General features: G+C 39.9%; 14 protein-coding genes and 1 pseudogene. 5 read left to right on the top strand and 10 right to left on the bottom strand.

The features are described from left to right. Positions 1 to 99 precede the first annotated feature (99 nt). Together JJN12_RS13680 and JJN12_RS13675 are read left to right on the top strand one after the other, a co-directional pair. Entirely contained in the window at positions 100 to 738 is a 639-nt protein-coding gene (locus JJN12_RS13680; protein WP_208430204.1) for a bifunctional 4-hydroxy-2-oxoglutarate aldolase/2-dehydro-3-deoxy-phosphogluconate aldolase, read from the top strand. Between the two features lie 228 nt (positions 739 to 966). Continuing rightward, positions 967 to 2064: a sugar kinase gene (locus tag JJN12_RS13675; RefSeq protein ID WP_208430203.1), complete on the top strand. Its 1098-nt coding sequence runs from the start codon at positions 967 to 969 to the stop codon at positions 2062 to 2064. A 272-nt stretch (positions 2065 to 2336) separates the two neighbouring features. Here the strand turns inward: JJN12_RS13675 and JJN12_RS13670 are convergent, their stop codons facing one another. The 5 genes from JJN12_RS13670 to dinB form a co-directional block, all read right to left on the bottom strand. Continuing rightward, positions 2337 to 3716, bottom strand: coding sequence for an aldehyde dehydrogenase (locus JJN12_RS13670; protein ID WP_208430202.1), 1380 nt, complete (start codon positions 3714 to 3716; stop codon positions 2337 to 2339). Positions 3717 to 3857: 141 nt separating this feature from the next. Then, positions 3858 to 4970, bottom strand: a complete 1113-nt coding sequence (locus JJN12_RS13665; protein WP_208430201.1) for a DUF2804 domain-containing protein — start codon at positions 4968 to 4970, stop codon at positions 3858 to 3860. Between the two features lie 63 nt (positions 4971 to 5033). Further along, positions 5034 to 6050 carry a hypothetical protein gene (locus JJN12_RS13660; protein ID WP_208430200.1) on the bottom strand — a complete coding sequence of 339 codons (1017 nt, stop codon included), beginning with the start codon at positions 6048 to 6050 and terminating at the stop codon, positions 5034 to 5036. A 198-nt stretch (positions 6051 to 6248) separates the two neighbouring features. Next, the gene (locus JJN12_RS13655) at positions 6249 to 6491 is read right to left on the bottom strand and encodes a hypothetical protein (RefSeq protein ID WP_208430418.1); all 243 of its coding nucleotides are present in this window, start codon (positions 6489 to 6491) and stop codon (positions 6249 to 6251) included. 187 nt (positions 6492 to 6678) lie between these two features. Beyond that, complete coding sequence (gene dinB, locus JJN12_RS13650; protein WP_208430199.1) at positions 6679 to 7968, bottom strand: DNA polymerase IV; 1290 nt, start codon at positions 7966 to 7968, stop codon at positions 6679 to 6681. A gap of 290 nt (positions 7969 to 8258) precedes the next feature. Here dinB and JJN12_RS13645 point away from each other — a divergent pair, with 290 nt between their 5' ends. Beyond that, entirely contained in the window at positions 8259 to 8957 is a 699-nt protein-coding gene (locus tag JJN12_RS13645; RefSeq protein WP_208430198.1) for an XRE family transcriptional regulator, read from the top strand. A 133-nt stretch (positions 8958 to 9090) separates the two neighbouring features. Here the strand turns inward: JJN12_RS13645 and JJN12_RS13640 are convergent, their stop codons facing one another. Beyond that, entirely contained in the window at positions 9091 to 9573 is a 483-nt protein-coding gene (locus JJN12_RS13640) for a CdiA C-terminal domain-containing protein (RefSeq protein ID WP_208430197.1), read from the bottom strand. A gap of 69 nt (positions 9574 to 9642) precedes the next feature. Here JJN12_RS13640 and JJN12_RS14690 point away from each other — a divergent pair, with 69 nt between their 5' ends. Next, a complete protein-coding gene (locus JJN12_RS14690; RefSeq protein WP_328706808.1) occupies positions 9643 to 9765 on the top strand; it encodes a S24 family peptidase in 123 nt (40 codons plus the stop codon). Positions 9766 to 9998: 233 nt separating this feature from the next. Here the strand turns inward: JJN12_RS14690 and JJN12_RS13635 are convergent, their stop codons facing one another. Next, complete coding sequence (locus JJN12_RS13635; protein ID WP_208430196.1) at positions 9999 to 10481, bottom strand: CdiA C-terminal domain-containing protein; 483 nt, start codon at positions 10479 to 10481, stop codon at positions 9999 to 10001. 127 nt (positions 10482 to 10608) lie between these two features. On the opposite strand from JJN12_RS13635, the pseudogene JJN12_RS14685 reads away from it, so the two are divergent. Then, positions 10609 to 10674, top strand: a pseudogene (locus JJN12_RS14685) (hypothetical protein); the annotation flags it as partial. Between the two features lie 200 nt (positions 10675 to 10874). On the opposite strand, the gene JJN12_RS13630 reads toward JJN12_RS14685, so the two are convergent. From JJN12_RS13630 to JJN12_RS13620, 3 genes are all read right to left on the bottom strand, one after another. Beyond that, entirely contained in the window at positions 10875 to 14525 is a 3651-nt protein-coding gene (locus tag JJN12_RS13630; RefSeq protein ID WP_208430195.1) for a S8 family serine peptidase, read from the bottom strand. 246 nt (positions 14526 to 14771) lie between these two features. Beyond that, positions 14772 to 16526: an ABC transporter ATP-binding protein gene (locus tag JJN12_RS13625; protein ID WP_208430194.1), complete on the bottom strand. Its 1755-nt coding sequence runs from the start codon at positions 16524 to 16526 to the stop codon at positions 14772 to 14774. Between the two features lie 2 nt (positions 16527 to 16528). Further along, positions 16529 to 18250: an ABC transporter ATP-binding protein/permease gene (locus tag JJN12_RS13620; RefSeq protein WP_331466947.1), complete on the bottom strand. Its 1722-nt coding sequence runs from the start codon at positions 18248 to 18250 to the stop codon at positions 16529 to 16531. Positions 18251 to 18522: the final 272 nt, after the last annotated feature.

Below are 18522 nucleotides of genomic sequence, written 5' to 3'. Positions count from 1 at the left end.
GCGTTTAAGTAACCGTTTACTTATATAACATTTTATGATATAATCATTCCGATGTCAATATCCTTTGGTTATTTTTTATAAATTTTTTAGGAGGTATTTATGTTATTGCACGATATTATTGAAAACTGCGGTGTTGTTCCTGTGGTAGTACTGGAGGATGCCAACAAGGCTGTTCCTCTTGCAAAGGCCTTACTCGCGGGAGGAATCAAGACCTGCGAGGTTACTTTTAGAACTGCTGCCGCAGAAGAAGCCATTAGGCAAATTGCACTAAACGTTCCTGATATGATAGTGGGTGCCGGTACAGTTATTACAAAGGAACAGCTTAAGAGTGCTGTAGATGCCGGAGCTAAATTCATCGTTTCTCCGGGAAGCGATATCGAGGTGGTTAGATATGCTAAAGAGCTTGGGGTATATATGCTTCCCGGCGCTGTAACTCCTACAGAAATAATGCAGCTTATGAAAGAAGATATCAAGGTAGTTAAATTCTTCCCTGCAGAAAACTATGGTGGACTTAAGACTATTAAGGCCATATCCCAGCCTTTTCCTAACATCAGATTCGTACCTACAGGAGGAGTGAGCCTGTCAAACCTCTCCACCTATCTTGAGTTTGGTAAAATAGCCGCCGTTGGAGGCTCCTGGCTGTGTACAAAGGACCTTATAAATGAAGAAAAATGGGATGAGATAACAAGGCTGTCAAAAGAGGCTATGGAGATTTTTAGGAAAGTAAGAAACCTATAAAGGCCACCGTTTGACTTGTAGCCTATGAAATATTGGAAAAGTTGGAATCTGTAGCGTTGACAATGTTGCTTGTAACTTATGAAATAAACGATATGAGTAGATAGCCATTTTGGCAAAGGCAAGCGGATTACGAATATTTTGCAATGATTATAAGACAAAACGAGGAGAGGCACAACATTTTTCATAACTTGTTTGTGCCTTGAGTGAAGCGAAAGGAATGATAAAATTATGAATTTACAGATTAAAAGTAAGGAAGAATGTGCCTATGACGAGGTATCAATGGGAGAAGTTATGCTACGCCTCGATCCGGGTGAGGGAAGAATAAGGACTGCCAGGAGCTTTGCGGCCTATGAGGGAGGCGGCGAGTACAATGTAGCAAGAGGACTTGCCAAATGCTTTGGCTTTAAGACTGCTGTCATCACCTCTCTTGCAAAAAATGATGTGGGTTATCTCATAGAGGAAATGATTGATGCAGGAAAGGTTGACTCTCAGTTCATACTGTGGAAAGACTTTGACGGCATTGGCAGGGCTGTTAGAAACGGACTTAACTTTACCGAGAGAGGACATGGAGTAAGAGGCGCCCTTGGCATATCCGATCGTGCCAATACTGCTGCCAGTAAACTTAAACCGGGCGATTTTGACTTTGACCACCTCTTTGGCAAATTAGGTGTAAGGTGGTTCCATACAGGAGGAATTTTTGCTGCCCTTTCTGAAAGCACCGCAGAGTTCACCATCGAAGCCGTAAAAAAAGCAAAACAATACGGTACTATTGTAAGCTATGACTTAAACTACCGCCCTTCTCTCTGGAAGCACATAGGAGGCCTTGAAAAATGCAGGGAAGTGAACCGTGAAATAGCTAAATATGTAGATGTAATGATTGGAAATGAAGAAGATTATACTGCCTGCCTTGGCTTTGAAGTGCCTGGAAATACAGAAGATCTTACCTCTCTTAACTTAGACGGATATAAGCTTATGTTAAACGAGGCAACCAAGGTATACACCAACTGGAAGGCCGCAGGGACCACTCTCCGTGAGGTTAAGACAGCTACAGTTAATGACTGGTCAGCAATGCTATATGTGGACGGCGAAATCTACCGCGCAAATGAGTATAAGGCTCTTGAAATCCTTGACAGAGTGGGAGGCGGTGACAGTTTTGCTTCAGGTCTGATTTATGGACTTATGGAAACGGGCGATCCAGCGAAGGCTGTAAACTATGGCGCAGCCCACGGCGCACTTGCAATGACTACTCCGGGCGATACCTCGATGGCAAGAAAAGCCGAAGTTGAATCCCTGATGTCAGGCTGCTCCGCAAGGGTTAAGAGATAGATACTGCAGTTAAGACACTGGCTTTCATTTTTGATGATTAATGCAAGTCCGCTGTTAGTTACAATGTAAATGATAGGAATAAAAAACAGCCACATTAGGAATTATTATCTGATGTGGCTGTTTTTTATTCTCTGTTTCAAATAGTCATTTTCCTTCATGCTTATTCCTGACTAATTTACCCCTTATGTCTAATCTATGAAGTAGCTAAATAACTATTAGCAATCATAAACACAGTATCAAATTTTGCCCAACTTTTTCAGGGATGTAGATGGCTACCTTAAAAACAGCCTCAGCAACTTCTCCTTAAATCCCGTATAAGGCTGGTAGCGTACAGGCATATCCATCCAGGTCTTCTTATCCACTATGCTCCTTGTATGGCTAAATTCCTCAAAGCCTGCCCTTCCGTGGTAAGAGCCCATTCCACTCTCTCCAACTCCTCCAAAAGGCATTTCACTTGTAGCCAGATGAATTACCACATCATTGATACAGCCACCGCCAAATCTGCATTTTTTTAGAATTTTCTCTTTAACTCTCTTATCCTCCGTAAAACAGTATAAAGCCAAAGGATGGGGATGACTTTCAATCACCAAAACAGCCTCATCTAAGGTCTTATAAGTAAGTATAGGGAGTATTGGACCAAATATCTCCTCGCCCATTACTGCATCTTCCCAATTTACATCTACCATAACAGTAGGCTCTATTCTGTTATTCTCCTCATCAAGGCCTCCGCCGCATACTGTCTTTTCCTCATTTATCAGTCCTTTTAACCTGTTAAAATGCTTTTCATTTACTATCTTGCCGTAGTCAGGATTCTCAAGCGGTTTGCTTCCAAACTGTAAGGTTATTTCCTTTTTGATTGCAGAAACCAAGCTCTCTCTTATGCTTTCATCACAAAGGATGTAGTCAGGTGCAACACAGGTCTGACCACAGTTTAGGAACTTTCCAAATACTATTCTCCTTGCAGCAAGACCTATTTTGGCGCTTTTTTCTACTATGCAGGGACTCTTGCCTCCAAGCTCTAAGGTTATAGGAGTAAGATGCTCAGCCGCTTTTCGCATTACTTCTTTACCAACTTCCTTGCTTCCTGTGAAGAATATCTTGTCGAATTTCTGCTTTAAGAGAGCCTGATTTTCAGCCCTTCCTCCGGTAACTACAGCTACCAACCCGGTATTAAAGCTCTCTTCAAGCATTTTCTTTATTATATCAGAAGTCACGGGCGCATAGGCACTCGGCTTTAATATGGCTGTATTTCCCGCAGCCAGTGCATCCGCAAGAGGCTCTAAGGTAAGGAGTAAAGGATAGTTCCAAGGACTTATTATCAGCACATTTCCATAAGGAGACGGACTTCTAAAGCTGGTTGCCGCAAACTGTGCAAGAGGGGTGAGGACATATTTCTTTCTCATTAGCCCTCTAAGATGCTTTATAAGCCAGTTTATCTCAGAAATAGCAAGTCCTATCTCACACATGAAAGCCTCTGCCCTGCTCTTGCCAAGATCCTCCTTCAATGCTCTGCACAACTCATCTTCATTACTAAGTATTGCTCTTTTTAAGGTCTTAAGCGAAACAAGTCTTGATTCATAGCTCCTTGTAAGCCCTGAATTAAAATACTTATTCTGCTCTTTAATAAGTTTTTCTATATCCTGCTCTGTCATTTTACTTCCTCCTCACAACACAGACTACGCCTGTAGAATCGCCTTCCTCTTCCTTCAATGACACAGCTCTTAAAAGTGTCAACCTTCTCTTACAAGCACTCCCACTTGATTTTCAACACCTTTGATGCTTATATCATCCTCTTAAAATTTATTATATATATGCTCTGCCGAGCAAAGTACATCCTTAAGCTCTATCTTTCTTCCATCATCAAGGATGGCGGTTCCACTCATTTTACCAAATACCTGATGCTGGTCGGAACAAAGAAGTTTTAGGTCGATTTTCGCCTTTCTGTCGATGATAGGTTCAAACTCCATTTCAAAGCGTCCGTCAGAGGAGATATATTTCCACTTATCCATATAGCGTATGGCTCTCTTTTTGTCTCTCTTTCCGGACTTAACCTCTTCACCCTTTTCCTTTAGCGGATTAGGTCCATTGTCTCCCGGTATCACAAACATAACATCGTCAATCTTGTGTCCTACCCCGTCATAGAAGAGGATATTTTCGCTCGCTGCCTTTGTATTGCCAAAGCCATAGCCTATGTTAAAGCCAAAGCTGTGTCCGTCCAGGTCGCAGCTGCAAGTTCCCCAGTACCAGGTATTTTCATAGGTCCACACTCCTCTGCCCCAGTCCAGGGTACCAAAGTCTGTCTTAGGGTTAAATTGATAGGTTTTATCATTAAACTGCACCTCTCCTGAGGCGCGCATACAGTTTATTTTCTGATTATAGTAAAATGCGTGTTTTTTATTCCAAGGTGTAGCTATGACCAGACTGTCCATTTCAGGCTCATCAAGCCATACATCACACTTAAAAGGCTTGCCGTTATAAAAGTTCTTAAAATTGCAGATTATATGCCTTTTTCTACCATTTCCCGAAGTATTTGCAACAAGCTCATAAGAGAGGGTAAGTCTCTTATCTTTGTAAAAGCAGTTCCCCTCCTTGCTTGTTTCAGGCATTTTCAGCTTACCCATAGGAAATGGTGTTAAGATGGTTTCCGTATGCTCAAAAGGCTTTCCTGTAAATTTAAGAAAGCTTGCAGACTGTAGTCCCAGATAGCCGTCATCAGACATTGTAAGGGCTATACCAAAGTCTTTATTTAATATGAGATAGTAGTCCCACTCCTTAATCCTTACTGCAGGAGCTTTTATGTCCTTCCTCCTGTATCTTTGGAACTGCTTCCTAGACCACCCGGGCTCCGCCACATTTCCATTTTTGTCTAAAAGGTTTTGATACTCTGTGATTTCGTGATTTCTCATGTAGTTACCCCCTTTAAGCTTATTGTCACTATAAATTTGGGTTTTCTTTGATATTTTTAATTCTTACTCCCTTGCAATCTCTACAAACAGCTCAAAGGAAGTCATTTTATTCTCTTTGTCAAAACTGATTGTTGCATAATATTCATTCCAAAACAGGTGGTCACTGTTTGTTCCCCATTTCAATCCATAGTACAACTGAGTAATATCCGCATCTTTGTCAGGTATCGACCATATATTCCCAGCAAATGTCTTTTTTACCTTTTCTCTTTTCAGAGTAGTAAGCAGATCCATGCCGTTTAATTTGTATGAGAGCGACTTTCCTTTTGCTGCCGCTATACAGTCCTCATCAGTCTTAAAGCCTATAATTTTACTATCTTCCAGTACCGTATCCTCTGTCTCACCACCATATAATTCTATGCTTCCAAGAACAAGCCCCTCTTTTACAAGAATATACTTAGCATTCTCTACAGAGTCATTAACCGGGTGAAATCCTTTTCCTATCCTTACACTTTGGTCAGCCGGATATTTTACATAGCTCCCCGATGTAAGAAGTTCATTATAGTCGGTGCTCCCTGCACCTGACCTCCTAATGTAGATATCACAGCCACTATCAATCAAATCTTTGGCAGTCGTCCTCGCTGCTGTAATAGGAATGTGGTCTACTACCAGTAAAGGTGCTTTTTTAGGAAGACCTATAAGCGCATTGGCCAGCATCAAAAACAATGAGACCATGAATGCCATTACCAGAGCAAGCATGGCTTTGCCGGTACGCTTTCTTGCATTAAAAAGCGCCATAACCGGTGGCAGAAGAATTGCCTTTGCAAGGATAGCAGACCCTCCTCCTTCTTGTTCCTGCATAATCAGTACTACAATGAGAGCTGCAACAATAATTATGGAGCCATATACCAATAACTCTCCTGCCCCCATTTTGCCCGTTCTTGTCTGTTCATTTACAGGCTGGTTCATCAGCGGCTCTCCATTAACCAAAGTTTTCTTCATCCAGTGATACATAAAGAACCCGATGCCTGTGCAGGCCGCCGCAAAAAATACGAGTAAACCTATAAAAACCATCTTTAACATATTCGCTATCCCCTTTTAGAACTTAAAATCACCTAGAAACCCATAATTTATACGACTATTCTTTTACTTGATAATATCACATTTTAAGGCTTTGAACAAGGTAAGTCCTGCCTCTCCACTATAAAATACAGATAATTTCTCTCATGATATGGTAATTATGTGGCTTCCCATTGCATGATTGTACAATCACCTAAATCCCTACCTCTCCTCCATAAACCATAAATTATTGTCCTCATAATATAAATGACTTTTACATCCATCCACTATACAGGTGTAGCGAAGCCCCACGCCTCCGGCTTTAAGGCTCGCTGCCCTGCGTATATCTGTTACTTTCTGAATCTCATAAACCTGTCCGTCCTTCCACACAAAGCTCTTCGGAATGAGCCTCCCGTCCTTGGTAAACTCAGCCGTTACATCCACATATACCTTATGGCTTTCCATCAAATCATCCCTCCATTTTTAACATATACAAAGTACAGACTTCGCACACGAATCTCGCCCCTCAACTAAGTTTATATACCGTAAGCTATACAACATATTGGCAGCATTCTCTTTTATTTATCTGCCAAAAGACTGTAAATTCTCTTGCGGGCAGGTTCCATTTAATTTCATAACTTTGGCGCTTGCATCACCCAAAGTACCCGATAGGGTGCACAGTATGGTCTTCCTTAGCATTACAGGCAGATAAGATAGAATCTCTGTACATAAGCCCCCTCTGAATACTGTAAAATCCAAATCTTTTTCTTATATTGTCAACAGTGACATCCATCTTCATCCTCTTTTCCCTAAGCTTAGGATCCATAAATATATCCATCTGCTCCCAGTAAAAGTCTGTCACAAGATCTGAGCCACTGATTCCTATACTCCTTAGCGGCTTTTGATAAAATTCCGTACCAAAGCTTTTAAGCTCATATTCATTTGCAGGCAGACTATAGCTTTTTTTGTAAAGCATATAAGCTGCTTCAGCTATTTCACCTGTGATATTGCTGGCATTTTTAAGCTTCATCTGCTTTGAAAAATGAAATAATTCCTTGTCTCTGATGCTTATTTCCACAGTTCTGCAACGAAATCCATTTTCACGAAGCCTTGCAGCCACGCTCTCTGCAAGAATGTATAATACAATCTTTACATCCTCATCAGTTCTCATATCCTTCGGAGTTGTGGTGCTGTTGCCTACTGATTTAATCGGTGCGGAAGTATTTTCAATCTTTACGGGAGATGTATCATAACCATTTGCAAATGCATGAAGGATATTCCCCACCTTGCCAAACTTTTTAGTAAGGATGCCCTCGTCCATAAGCGCAAGGTCTCCTATAGTCTTTACGCCCATTGTCCTAAGCTTCCTATCTGTCGCCCTCCCCACATATAAAAGATCCGATACAGGGAGCGGCCATGCCTTTGTGCGGTATTCGTCCTTACCCATAGTGGTAATGGCATCCGGCTTCTTGTAGTCAGAGCCAAGCTTTGCAAAAACCTTGTTAAATGAGACTCCTATACTGACGGTTATACCAAGTTCCTTTTTCATCCTGTTATTTATTTCCTTTGCAATTGAATATCCGTCTCCCTTTATACTCACGCTGTCGCTCACATCAAGCCAGGACTCATCTATTCCAAATGGCTCTACCTTGTCTGTGTATTCCGAATATATCTCCTGAGCCATTCTTGAAAATCTAAGATAAAGATCCATCCTTGCAGGGAGAAAGATGAGGTCAGGACAGAGCTGTCTTGCCTGCCAAAGTGCCATCCCCGTCTTTACTCCATACCTCTTTGCCTCATAATCCGCTGTGAGAATTATGCCATGCCTTGCATCGGGATCGCCGCAAACTGCAACAGGCTTTCCCCTAATCTCAGGATGATGCAGAAGTTCAACTGAAGCATAAAAACAGTTGCAGTCGCTGTGAAGTATGGTTCTACTCATATCTGTGGCCTTCCTTTCCCTAAAAATAATATATAAAATGCTAAATATCTTGTGACCCCCACATCACTCAATGATGTTGTATCTTTAAATCGAATCTATGTTCGAATATCTTGTATATAATATAACTCTAATTTTATTGAATTTCAAGTATTAATTTTTTATTTATTCTATTTTTATTGATTTAAGCTTGAATATTTGATGTTTCAATGATATAATTATAATACGAGGCTGAATTGAAATCCGAAGTTCCAGTTTATATACCCAACACAAACACAGAAAGGCGATTTACTATGAGAAATTTGGGAAAAACTATAGCAAAGCATAGAAAAGAGCATAAGCTGAAGCAGAGCCAGCTTGCAGACAGGCTTACAAGCTACGATATCTTTGTTAAACCAAATACCGTAAGTGCCTGGGAATCAGGACTTTCTCTGCCAAGCTCTAAGCAGCTACTTGCTATATGTGAGATTTTAAACATTTATGATATATATACCGAGTTCATTGGAACTAATCCCGACAATCCTTTCCGCAATCTGAATAAAGAGGGTATAGACAAGGTAATGGAATACACCTATCTCCTTGAAAAGAGCGGAGATTATAAGACTGCCGAGATTATTCCTATCAATGTGATAAGAGAAAGAAAGGTTTACTTTGCCGCCGTATCAGCAGGCAACGGCTCCTTCTTAGACGGGGAAGACTATGAGATGCATGCCTCAGCGGATATACCTGAGAAGGCTGATTTCGGGGTTCATGTAAGTGGAGACAGCATGGAGCCTGTTTATAAAGATGGTGAACTTATATGGATTGAGCAGACTTCTTCACTTGAAGACGGCGAAACCGGCATTTTTTTCCTTGACGGCAATGCTTATGTGAAGAAGTTTCAGAATAACAAAAAAGGAGCTTATCTCGTTTCTCTTAACAAGAAATACGCCCCTATGCCTATTACGGAGAACAGTTCATTTAAGATTTTTGGCCGAGTTTTAACAGGGTGAGGTAATTGACACTAACCACCCTGTTGCAGATGCTTGATTTTTAATGCTATATACTGTATAATCAAAATAAATAGAGGTTGTACCGTTCCCCCACAAGGTTTCTTTGAAACTGGGAGCGGCCACAATCTCTATTTTATCTCTTGAACACTTTTAATATTTCCCCATTTTTTATCAGTATTATTTTGTTGATGCTTTGGGTGTGTTTTGAGCTATAAATGGTTTTTATTTGTAAATCTACATCGTCTATTCCTAGCACCGTATTATCTAGGCAGATTATAAAATTATCAGCCTGTGCCTTACTTTTCCTTACCAAATCATAAATTGTATTTTTCCCTGAACCTATAGGTATTTTCAAATCATATTTTTCACCTTCAATTAAATAATCAGGTGTTTTTATTTTTTGTGGATATAGAATTCTAGGAACTAATTGTATTGACTTTCCATATTTTTCAGAAAATATATTAGCAATTTCCTTTTCTACTTGATTATGATCAAGTAATATGCATTTATTGTCCACCTTATACACAGTTCCATTCGCTTCATATTCCGTTAAATCCCTAACCTCTTTCACATTCCTCTGTAATACTTCTTTCCATTCATCTGTTATATCTTTCATAATAGGTTCTACTTTAACATCTTTTTTGGTTCCCTTCAAGTCTTTTATATATTTCTTTTCAATGCTTATGTGAAGAAGTTTCGAAGCAGCAAAAAAGGAGCTTATCTCGTTTCTCTAAACAAGAATTATGCCCCTATGCCTGTTACGGAGAACAGTTCATTTAAGATTTTTGGCAGAGTTTTGGCAGGGTGAGGTGGTTGATGCTAATTATAGATGCCATCACTTCTGCCTTTACAAGGTTAGTTGATTTGGATTACTTGGTTATATGCTTGCTGGTCCGCATAAAAAGCATCCTGTTCGAGTACTTGACACAAACGGTGCTTAAATAATATTTGACTTTTTAGTCTGAAAAAACTATAATACAGATAAGGAGATATCCACAGTACTCATAGTTCTATTTAGAACTGTACAGCCGAATATCTCCTTTATCTTTTAAATACTCTTACTATATTTTCTTTTTTCAATAAGACTATCTCATCAACAAATCTGGTATTAAAAGATTTATATATTCTTTCAATTTGAGAAATTATATCTCCCTCAGCTAATGGGCACTCACTTATATCAAATATAAAATTTGAAGATTGCCTTTTCTTCTTTTGAATAGCATTATTTAGGACATTCTTTCCCTCTGTTTTTATTGTCTTTAAATCATATCTGACTCCATCTATCAGGTAATCAGCAGTTGAAATTCCTTGCGGATATGATATCTTTGGTATCATATTTACTTCCCTGCCATATTTGATTGCCAATATGTCTGCTACTTCTTTTTCATATTGTGAATAATCAAGGACAACATGTCTGCCATCAACCTTATACACAGTTCCATTTACTTCATATTCCGTTAAATCCCTAACCTCTTTCACATTCCTATGTGATACTCTTTTCCATTCGCTCGTTATATCTTTCATAATATGTTCTACTTTAACATCTTTTTCAGTTCCCTTCAAGTCTTTTACATATTTCTTTTCAATGCTTATGTGAAGAAGTTTCGAAGCAACAAAAAAAGAGGCTTATCTCGTTTCTCTAAACAAGAAATATGCGCCTATTCCTATTACTGAGAACAGCTCCTTTAAGATTTTGGGCAGAATTTTGGCAGGGTGAGGTGGTTGATGCTAATTATAGATGCCATCACTTCTGCCTTTACAAGGTTAGTTGATTTGGATTACTCGGTTATATGCTTGGCAGTCCGTATAAAAAAGCACCTCCCTATACATTTATTGTATCAGAGAAGGTGCTTTTATTCCACTAAAATTACACTATTTTTTCACTATTTTGCTTTTAGGCCTTTAATCCTTTATATACTACTTCTTCTTAGCCTTTTTCTTCAAAATAGCATAAGTTCCTGACTTATCTGTCTTAAATACAAGCTCCTTTTTCTTCTTGTCGTAAGAAGCCTTGTAACGCTTGCCGGTTTTTATATTGGCAGCGTAGAATACATAGCCCTTTACTGCCTTCTTGTATGGAAGCCTTACTTCTACCTTTTCCTTAGACACAAGAAGTTTAACCTTGTAAGCTTCCTTGGTAAAAAGAGCCTTGAACTTCTTAACTATCTTATTTAAGGCTGTCTTTGCCTTAATCTTGGTTAACTGGTACTTCTTTATGCTACCTGCTTTTCCTGACTCAGAACCCTGGTTAGCTGCATCGCCCTGAGGAGTCTTGTCGCCGTCTATATCAAGCTTCGCATCAGGATTAGTTGGCATAGGCGTAATGTCAGGTGAAGGCACTAATGAACTACCAGGTGCTGGAGTAGCACCAGGAACTGAAGGTGCTACAGGCACTAACGGAACTGAAGGAACTGAAGGAGAAGGTACTACAGGTGTAGTAGGAGTAATTTCAGGCTTCTTCTCTTCCTTAATGGACTCTGAAAGAGGCGCATCATATACGTTTCCTGCCCAGTCTTCAATATAGAGGTTGATGTCTTTAAGCTCCTTGCCTGTATCCGCTGTACTTATGACATACTCTCCGTTTTCTTCCTTAACATCAATAAGCTTTGCATTTTCATTTTCAATGGTATAAGCAATGACATCTTTTACTCCTGAAAGCTCTTCCTTAATCTTACTTACCTTGAACTCACCCTTCTTTGCATCATAAGAAGAAAGCTCTACTTCAGGCTTAACCCTGTCTACTACAAAGCTATAAGTCTTTGTCTGAACGCTGGCACCACTTACAAGTGGGGCGTAGCTTACTTCAAGGACATAGTTGCCGTCAGGAGCATCTGTGTCGCCTACTTTACCATCCCACTCCCAGTCTCCGCCGGTAGATACCTTTTTATCAATGTCTTCCTGTGTTGCAATAGCTTCTCCATAGTAATTCTTGACACCTTCGGTATCCTCTTTACTCTGGTAAACTACAGCTCCTGTTGAAGCATTCTTTACAGTCATTGTAAAGTCTCTAAAGCCTCTAAGGAAGGTTCCGTAGAATCTGACATAGTCATATGACTTATCGCCGTTAGGTGAAATTGCAAGGTGCTCACCATCATATATAGGTAGCTTACCCTTATTCTGCTTCTCACCAAGTACAGCATGCGCACCATCAGCGCTGCTGCCTAAGTGAGAGTATGTACCATGTTCGCTATAATATATAGGCAGCTTACCTTCATTGTAAAGGGCATAGATGTCATCCTCAAGTACAGGAAGATTAGCCCAGTCTCCAACAAAGCCTGTTACAGGTATGCTTAGCTCTACCTCATCTTCTGAAGTAAATACTATGAAGCCATCAAGATAGTTTCCATAAGGTGTTTCAGGGAAATTAAGCTTTGAAACATCTACCGCTGCCTTAACATTGGCACTCTTTCCTGCCTCCACTGTTACGCTTCCAAGTTCAATAGCGCCAAGAGTTACAGGGTCTAGAGTGAAGTGCTTACTTCCATATTGGTCTGTCTCAACTCCATCTGTAGTGAGATAAAGCTTTGCATTGTAAGTAATGCTGCCCTTGGTAATGTTCTCAACTGTTACATTTACATCAGCATTGCCACCCTTAGGAATGCTTCCAAGGTTTACACTCGTAACGTGGTTCTTTCCGTATAATACAGCAGGCGCATAGATAGCATTGTAAAGGTTTAATACACCTGCACCCTGCTGTCTAGGTGAGCTGTAGAGTCCATTTACCAGACTCTTGTGAGGTAGAGCTGAACTCATAAGGAGATTCTTTGTAAGCAGCTGCTTAGCCTCCTCGGTGATGTCAGGATACTCCTTCTCAATTCTCTGCAAAATGACTGCAACTGCACCTGCTACATGAGGAGAAGCCATACTTGTACCTGACATATTTCCATAAGAATTATCATTTAATGTAGAGTAAATATTTCCACCCGGAGCAGTTATATCAGGCTTAAAGTCTCCATCAGATGTAAGTCCCCAGCTGCTAAAATCAGACATTTTTCCTACATTAGGATTCTCTACATTTATCATATTCCTTGCAATACGAAGCTTAGGTGAAGACTCATTCATAAGGAACATTCCGTCATCATAGGATATCATGGTTGTAACTGTCTCTGTATCGTTAGTTACCATTCCCATGAGGTTTGAGCCACCCTGCTCATGATTATATATTACAACGAACTTAGCACCGTGAGCCTTTGCATTCTTAACCTTATCTTCAAAGGTAATCTTGCCCCTTTTGATAAGAACAACCTTGCCCTCAAGGCTATTCTCTGTATCATTCTTAAAGTCCTCAGCCTCTCCAAGTCCTCTGGATACTACATCCATATACTTGTCATAAAGGTCGTTCTTTTTAGCATAGTTATCGATGTTCATAAGACTTGAAAATATGATATTATGGTTACTATTCTCAACCTGAAGATAGCCTCTTCTTACTGAAGTATTCTCTATAGAGGCAACTGTGAGTGCATCCTCCACTATACCTGGTGAAGCAGCAAGACCGTAGTCAGGGTAGTTAACGTCAGGCTTTGATGAACCCTGTCCGAAATATCCGTCATTACCCTCTGCAATGGCAACAGTCATGCCTCTTTTCTTTGCCTTATCAATCACAACAGATACACCCGGATCCATAAATCTCTCTGAACCCGCACCTGAACCAAGGCTCATGTTGGCTGCGTTTACACCTAAAGAAACACAGTCCTCTAAAGCATTGATATAGTCTCTTGTACGTGCACCCTTTGCCTTATCACCAAATACTTTCATGATGAGAAGCTGAGCATTAGGCGCAACACCTACTACACCGTTTTTTTCAGGATCTACAGGGTTGGCTGCTGTGATTCCCGCTACGTGCATTCCGTGAGACTCTTTTGCAGGCTCTAATACATCATTATCTTTGTCTGCATAATCGTAAACAAAAGGAATCTTCTCACTTATATAAGCACCTTTTTTGCTGCCTGCAATGAAGCCTGTTGCAAGGTCTTTACTTACCTTTACATTTACACCCGCATCCAAGCGAAAATCAGGGTTTTTTACATCCGCACCTGAATCTATGATGGCTACCGCCATTCCTCTACCGTCATATTCTGCAGGCACCTTATCCTTTACCATAAGGATATTGCTTGGAACATAGCTTCTAAATGCTGCTCTGCCTTCCTGCTTTGCAGGCATAACAGACTTCTTGTATACCTTCTCCTTGCTTACAGTCTCTACCTCAGGCAATTGTGCTATCTTAAGAGCATCAGCCTTGGTAGTCTTGTACACAACTCCCGCAAATTCGGTATTAAATACCTCTTCAATCTCAGCTTCTATGCCAAGGCCCTTCACCTTCTCAGTAAAGGCTGACACCACTGAAGCAGGATTCTCTCCATCCTTAAGCATCACAACGAAGGAGCCTATTCCTTCCTTTTCGCTGGCAAGCAAAGCCTTCCAGTTTGTAGCAAATGAGCCTGCAGCGTATGAAGCAGCCTGATTCAAAGAATCCGTACTTTTGTCATTTGCTAAGGCATACCCTGACTGGAAAGTCGACAAACTTGTAGCCAGCGCAAGGGTAAGACATAACACTTTTTTTGAAACCATTCCCGTTCTCCTCCTATAATGTGATTGTATTGTTTGCATAACATAACCTACTTTATAGTATAATTATTCATAATATTAACTATGCCAATTGGTTATATAATGTCAAACAATTCGGCCCTGGCACACCAAGTATGCCAAACGCGATAACACATTATACATAATAAATTCACAAATGTCTATATTTATACATAAATTCTTAATATTGTTGCATATTTCTAAAAATGTAACCGAAATGAATTTTAATGGCTATGGCTTCATCAAGTCCTCCCCTAATACCCTCCTAAAGTTCTCATTAGCCTCATAGACTTCATCGAAAGTCCCAAAAGCCTCGCAGACTCCATCATTTATAAAAGCTACATAGTCTGCACTTTTAATGGTAGAGAGCCTGTGGGCTATCATTAGGGTTATCCTGCCCTTCTTTAATTCATTTAGAGACTCATTTATCTTGTTCTCGTTTTCATAGTCCAGACTAGCGGTAATCTCATCCATTATCAATATAGGCGAGTCCTTTAAGAATGCTCTTGCTATAGATATCCTCTGCTTCTCACCGCCTGAAAGGCTTGCTCCTCTTTCTCCTACAACTGTCTTTATCCCCTCTGGAAGCCTGTTTATCAAATCCATAACATTGGCATCTTGTAAGGCTTTCTTTATTTCCACATCTCCCGCATCTTCCTTTGCCAATTTTAGGTTTTCTTCTATACTGCGGTTAAACAGGTAGACATCCTGCGGAATGACGGAAATCATCTTCCTTAACTCCTCTATCTTTATGTCTTTTATGTCATTTTCATTTATGGTAATGCTTCCCTTATCTACATCCCAAAATCTCTGTAAAAGCTTGATTAAGGTGGATTTACCCGAGCCTGAAGAGCCAACCAATACAACGCTCTTTCCTTCTTCTACAGTAAATGAAACATCCTTTATAACCTTGTTTTCTGCCCCTGTTTCCCTGTCTTTATAGGCAAATCCGACATTGTTAAATGCTAATTCCCCTACATTTTCACTCATTACATCTTTTGCATTTAACCTGCCATTATTGATAACGGGCTCTTCTTCATTTAGAAAATCAAATACCCTGCCTGCTGCCGCAAATATTCTTCCATAGTTACTCTTCATAGAGAGCATCTCACTTAAAGGGCTGTATACCATACTTGAAACTGCAATAAGCGGAAGTACAAATTCCGTGGAATATTCCCCCTTTATAGCAAAATACACACCTGCAACGGCTGAGATTACTGAAGAAATGCCTATGATTAGATTGGTGTTGGTTACTTCCTCCACAGCCTCTCTAGAATAATCAAAATAAGCTTTGTTATAATCATCATTGTACCTAAACATCTTCTTAAAATATGCCCTAAAGCCACGAAATGTAATGATTTCCTTAAGCCCCTGTATCCCGTCTATAATGACAGCGTTTAACTCGCCAAGCCTTGACTGCGTCTCACTTCCGTACCGGTCAGCCTTACTATTTTTCCTGCCTGAGATTAGTAGAATAATAATCGAAAATGCTATAAGGATAAGTGAAAATTCAGGTGAAAAACATCCGACAATGATGAAAGAAATGACTGGTAAAATGATTGCCACAAAGACCTGAATTATCGAATGGGCATAGAACCACTCCAATATTTCCACATCTTCAAGCACGATACTCATTATGTCTCCACTTTTTTCGCCCTCAAGCCCCGCCGGTGCAAGCCTTGCTATCTTCTCATAGGATACTCCTCTTAATGTGGTGAGTATCTTGTATGCCGCATCATGAGACACATAGATGTCAAGATAATTTAATACTGCCATACCGATAACCATCGCAAGTACGATTAGAAAATGCATCACAGGGCTTGTCAAAGTCCCACTCATAGCCTTTGACACGATTAATGCAGTTTCAAAACCAAGGCATATTGGCAGGCTCTTGTAAAGGGCATGGATAATAACGCAGAGTATAACATTTATTCTATAATTCTTTATATACTTTGAAAGTAAGAACACATATTTCATCTTACCCATATCTATTTCACTCCTCTTATAAGCCTTCTAAAAAGTTCACAGTTTTCCTCCAAATACTGCCTGTTTCCTCTATCAATAATCTCTCCATCTTCTACAACCAGGATTTCATCAGCCATACTTATAGTGGACAGTCTATGAGCTATAATAAGAATAGCCTTATCAGACTTTAGTGACTGTATAGTTTCCCCTATATATCTTTCATTTTCCCTATCAAGGGCAGAGGTAGCTTCATCAAAAATGAGAATAGGCGCATCCTTAAGCAAGGCTCTTGCGATAGCTATCCTCTGCCTTTCACCCGCAGAGAACCTGCTGCCAAGCTCATCTACACCAGTATCAAACTCTTCAGGAAGCGACATAATCAAATCATAAATCATAGCTTTTTTAGCTGCCTCATATATCTCTTCATCGGTAGCAGATGGCTTTCCCATCTTTATATTCTCATATATGCTCCCATAGAACAGATGATTATCCTGCCACACAGCAGCTATATTGTCGCCAAAAAATGCTGCATTTTCATTGTTCATCACCTTTTCATTCAGTGTCACTTCTCCACTATCTGCCCTGTAAAACCCCATCATAAGCCCCGCTATAGTGGATTTACCGCCACCGGAAGGCCCTACCAGGGCTATGGTCTTACCCTTATATAGTTCAAAGCTTATGTTCTTTAAGGTATCCTTTTTAGCTCCCTTGTACCTAAAAGACACCTTATTAAAGCTAAGCCTGACATCCCCATTTATAACATTCTGAAAATGCTTCTCATCAAGTAAGGACTCTAGTTCCTGCCTGTTTTTTGCCTCCCTGCCTATTACATCATTTTCCATAAGATTCTCACTCTTAGTATCAAGGAATTCGCTCAAAGAATATGAGCCTGAAACACCCTGAAATCCCAGATGCCAGGCACTGATTAGATTAAACATAGGGGAAAATGCCGCCCCTATAGCAAAGAACGAATATATGAGGAAACTTTTATCCACATAGCCATAGGCACACCTAAGCCCGGTAATAGCTATAGTCAGTGCAGTACCTACTCTTAAGAAGAACTCTGAAAACGTACCTTCAATGATTGTGACCTTCAGATGAGCCATAATGGCTTTTCTGTAATTCTCACCGTAGTTCTTAATATCCCTTACATACTTAGCATCCGCATTAAATGCCTTAAGGCTAACCATTCCCTGCAAACCGTCCAGACACTCACTGTAGTAAGTAGCGTGTTCTTCCCACTCTTTCTTTCCCTTTTCTTTCATAATACCAAAAAACAGCATCGGAATAGCAAGCATCATTACTACGGAAACGATGGAAACCATGCCTGTATAGATATCTACATACATCAGGAAAATAATAAATATGCCCGCATTTAACACTGCACTTAAAATAACAGGAAGATACTTAGTATAATAATTCATTAGCCATTCTACTCTGGTAGTAAACATTGAAGTCAAGCTGCCTGTGCGGATAGTATCAGCATATTCAGGGCCAAGGAGAAAGAGCTTCTGGAGTATCTTCGCTCTTACATTATCCTTTATGCTTCTTCCTGCCTCATTTACCACTCTTACATTTAATCTGTGAAGGAATTTAATCACTATAAGCAGGACAAATATAGAGCCTATAAGTATGGATACAGAGGAACTTCCTATCTGCATAGACTTTAGCAGCTCGTTTATTAAAATGCTCAGGCAGACCGATACTGCCGATGAAAACAGTGTTATTATTAGCTGTAAGAAAATGGCTTTTGAAATTTTGCTTTCTGAACCTTTTGAAAATGCAAGCAGAGCCTTGTTGATAAAAATAAAATCACCCCCCTGGTAGCTACGTCAAGTCCCCAAAAAACCTGATATGGAGTTAGAATATTAAATATATGACATGAAATATACTACAACCTTTTGTGAATAATATCAATAGTCATTTTCAATTGCGACGGTAATGATGTTCTTTCCGAGAACCATTTCTTTCTTCATATGCGAGAGACTTGAAGGGAACTAAACTTAGTGTTATAATA

Origin of the sequence: Catonella massiliensis, from assembly GCF_016651435.1 — a bacterium.
GTDB lineage: Bacteria > Bacillota > Clostridia > Lachnospirales > Lachnospiraceae > Catonella > Catonella massiliensis.
Note: the sequence above shows the minus strand (reverse complement) of the source record. Positions and strands in the feature narration are given on the sequence as shown.

Coding starts and splice junctions, on each gene's coding strand:
- JJN12_RS13680 (WP_208430204.1), top strand. CDS start 100: ATGTTATTGCACGATATTATTGAAAACTGCGGTGTTGTTCCTGTGGTA.
- JJN12_RS13675 (WP_208430203.1), top strand. CDS start 967: ATGAATTTACAGATTAAAAGTAAGGAAGAATGTGCCTATGACGAGGTA.
- JJN12_RS13670 (WP_208430202.1), bottom strand. CDS start 3,716: ATGACAGAGCAGGATATAGAAAAACTTATTAAAGAGCAGAATAAGTAT.
- JJN12_RS13665 (WP_208430201.1), bottom strand. CDS start 4,970: ATGAGAAATCACGAAATCACAGAGTATCAAAACCTTTTAGACAAAAAT.
- JJN12_RS13660 (WP_208430200.1), bottom strand. CDS start 6,050: ATGTTAAAGATGGTTTTTATAGGTTTACTCGTATTTTTTGCGGCGGCC.
- JJN12_RS13655 (WP_208430418.1), bottom strand. CDS start 6,491: ATGGAAAGCCATAAGGTATATGTGGATGTAACGGCTGAGTTTACCAAG.
- dinB (WP_208430199.1), bottom strand. CDS start 7,968: ATGAGTAGAACCATACTTCACAGCGACTGCAACTGTTTTTATGCTTCA.
- JJN12_RS13645 (WP_208430198.1), top strand. CDS start 8,259: ATGAGAAATTTGGGAAAAACTATAGCAAAGCATAGAAAAGAGCATAAG.
- JJN12_RS13640 (WP_208430197.1), bottom strand. CDS start 9,573: ATGAAAGATATAACAGATGAATGGAAAGAAGTATTACAGAGGAATGTG.
- JJN12_RS13635 (WP_208430196.1), bottom strand. CDS start 10,481: ATGAAAGATATAACGAGCGAATGGAAAAGAGTATCACATAGGAATGTG.
- JJN12_RS13630 (WP_208430195.1), bottom strand. CDS start 14,525: ATGGTTTCAAAAAAAGTGTTATGTCTTACCCTTGCGCTGGCTACAAGT.
- JJN12_RS13625 (WP_208430194.1), bottom strand. CDS start 16,526: ATGGGTAAGATGAAATATGTGTTCTTACTTTCAAAGTATATAAAGAAT.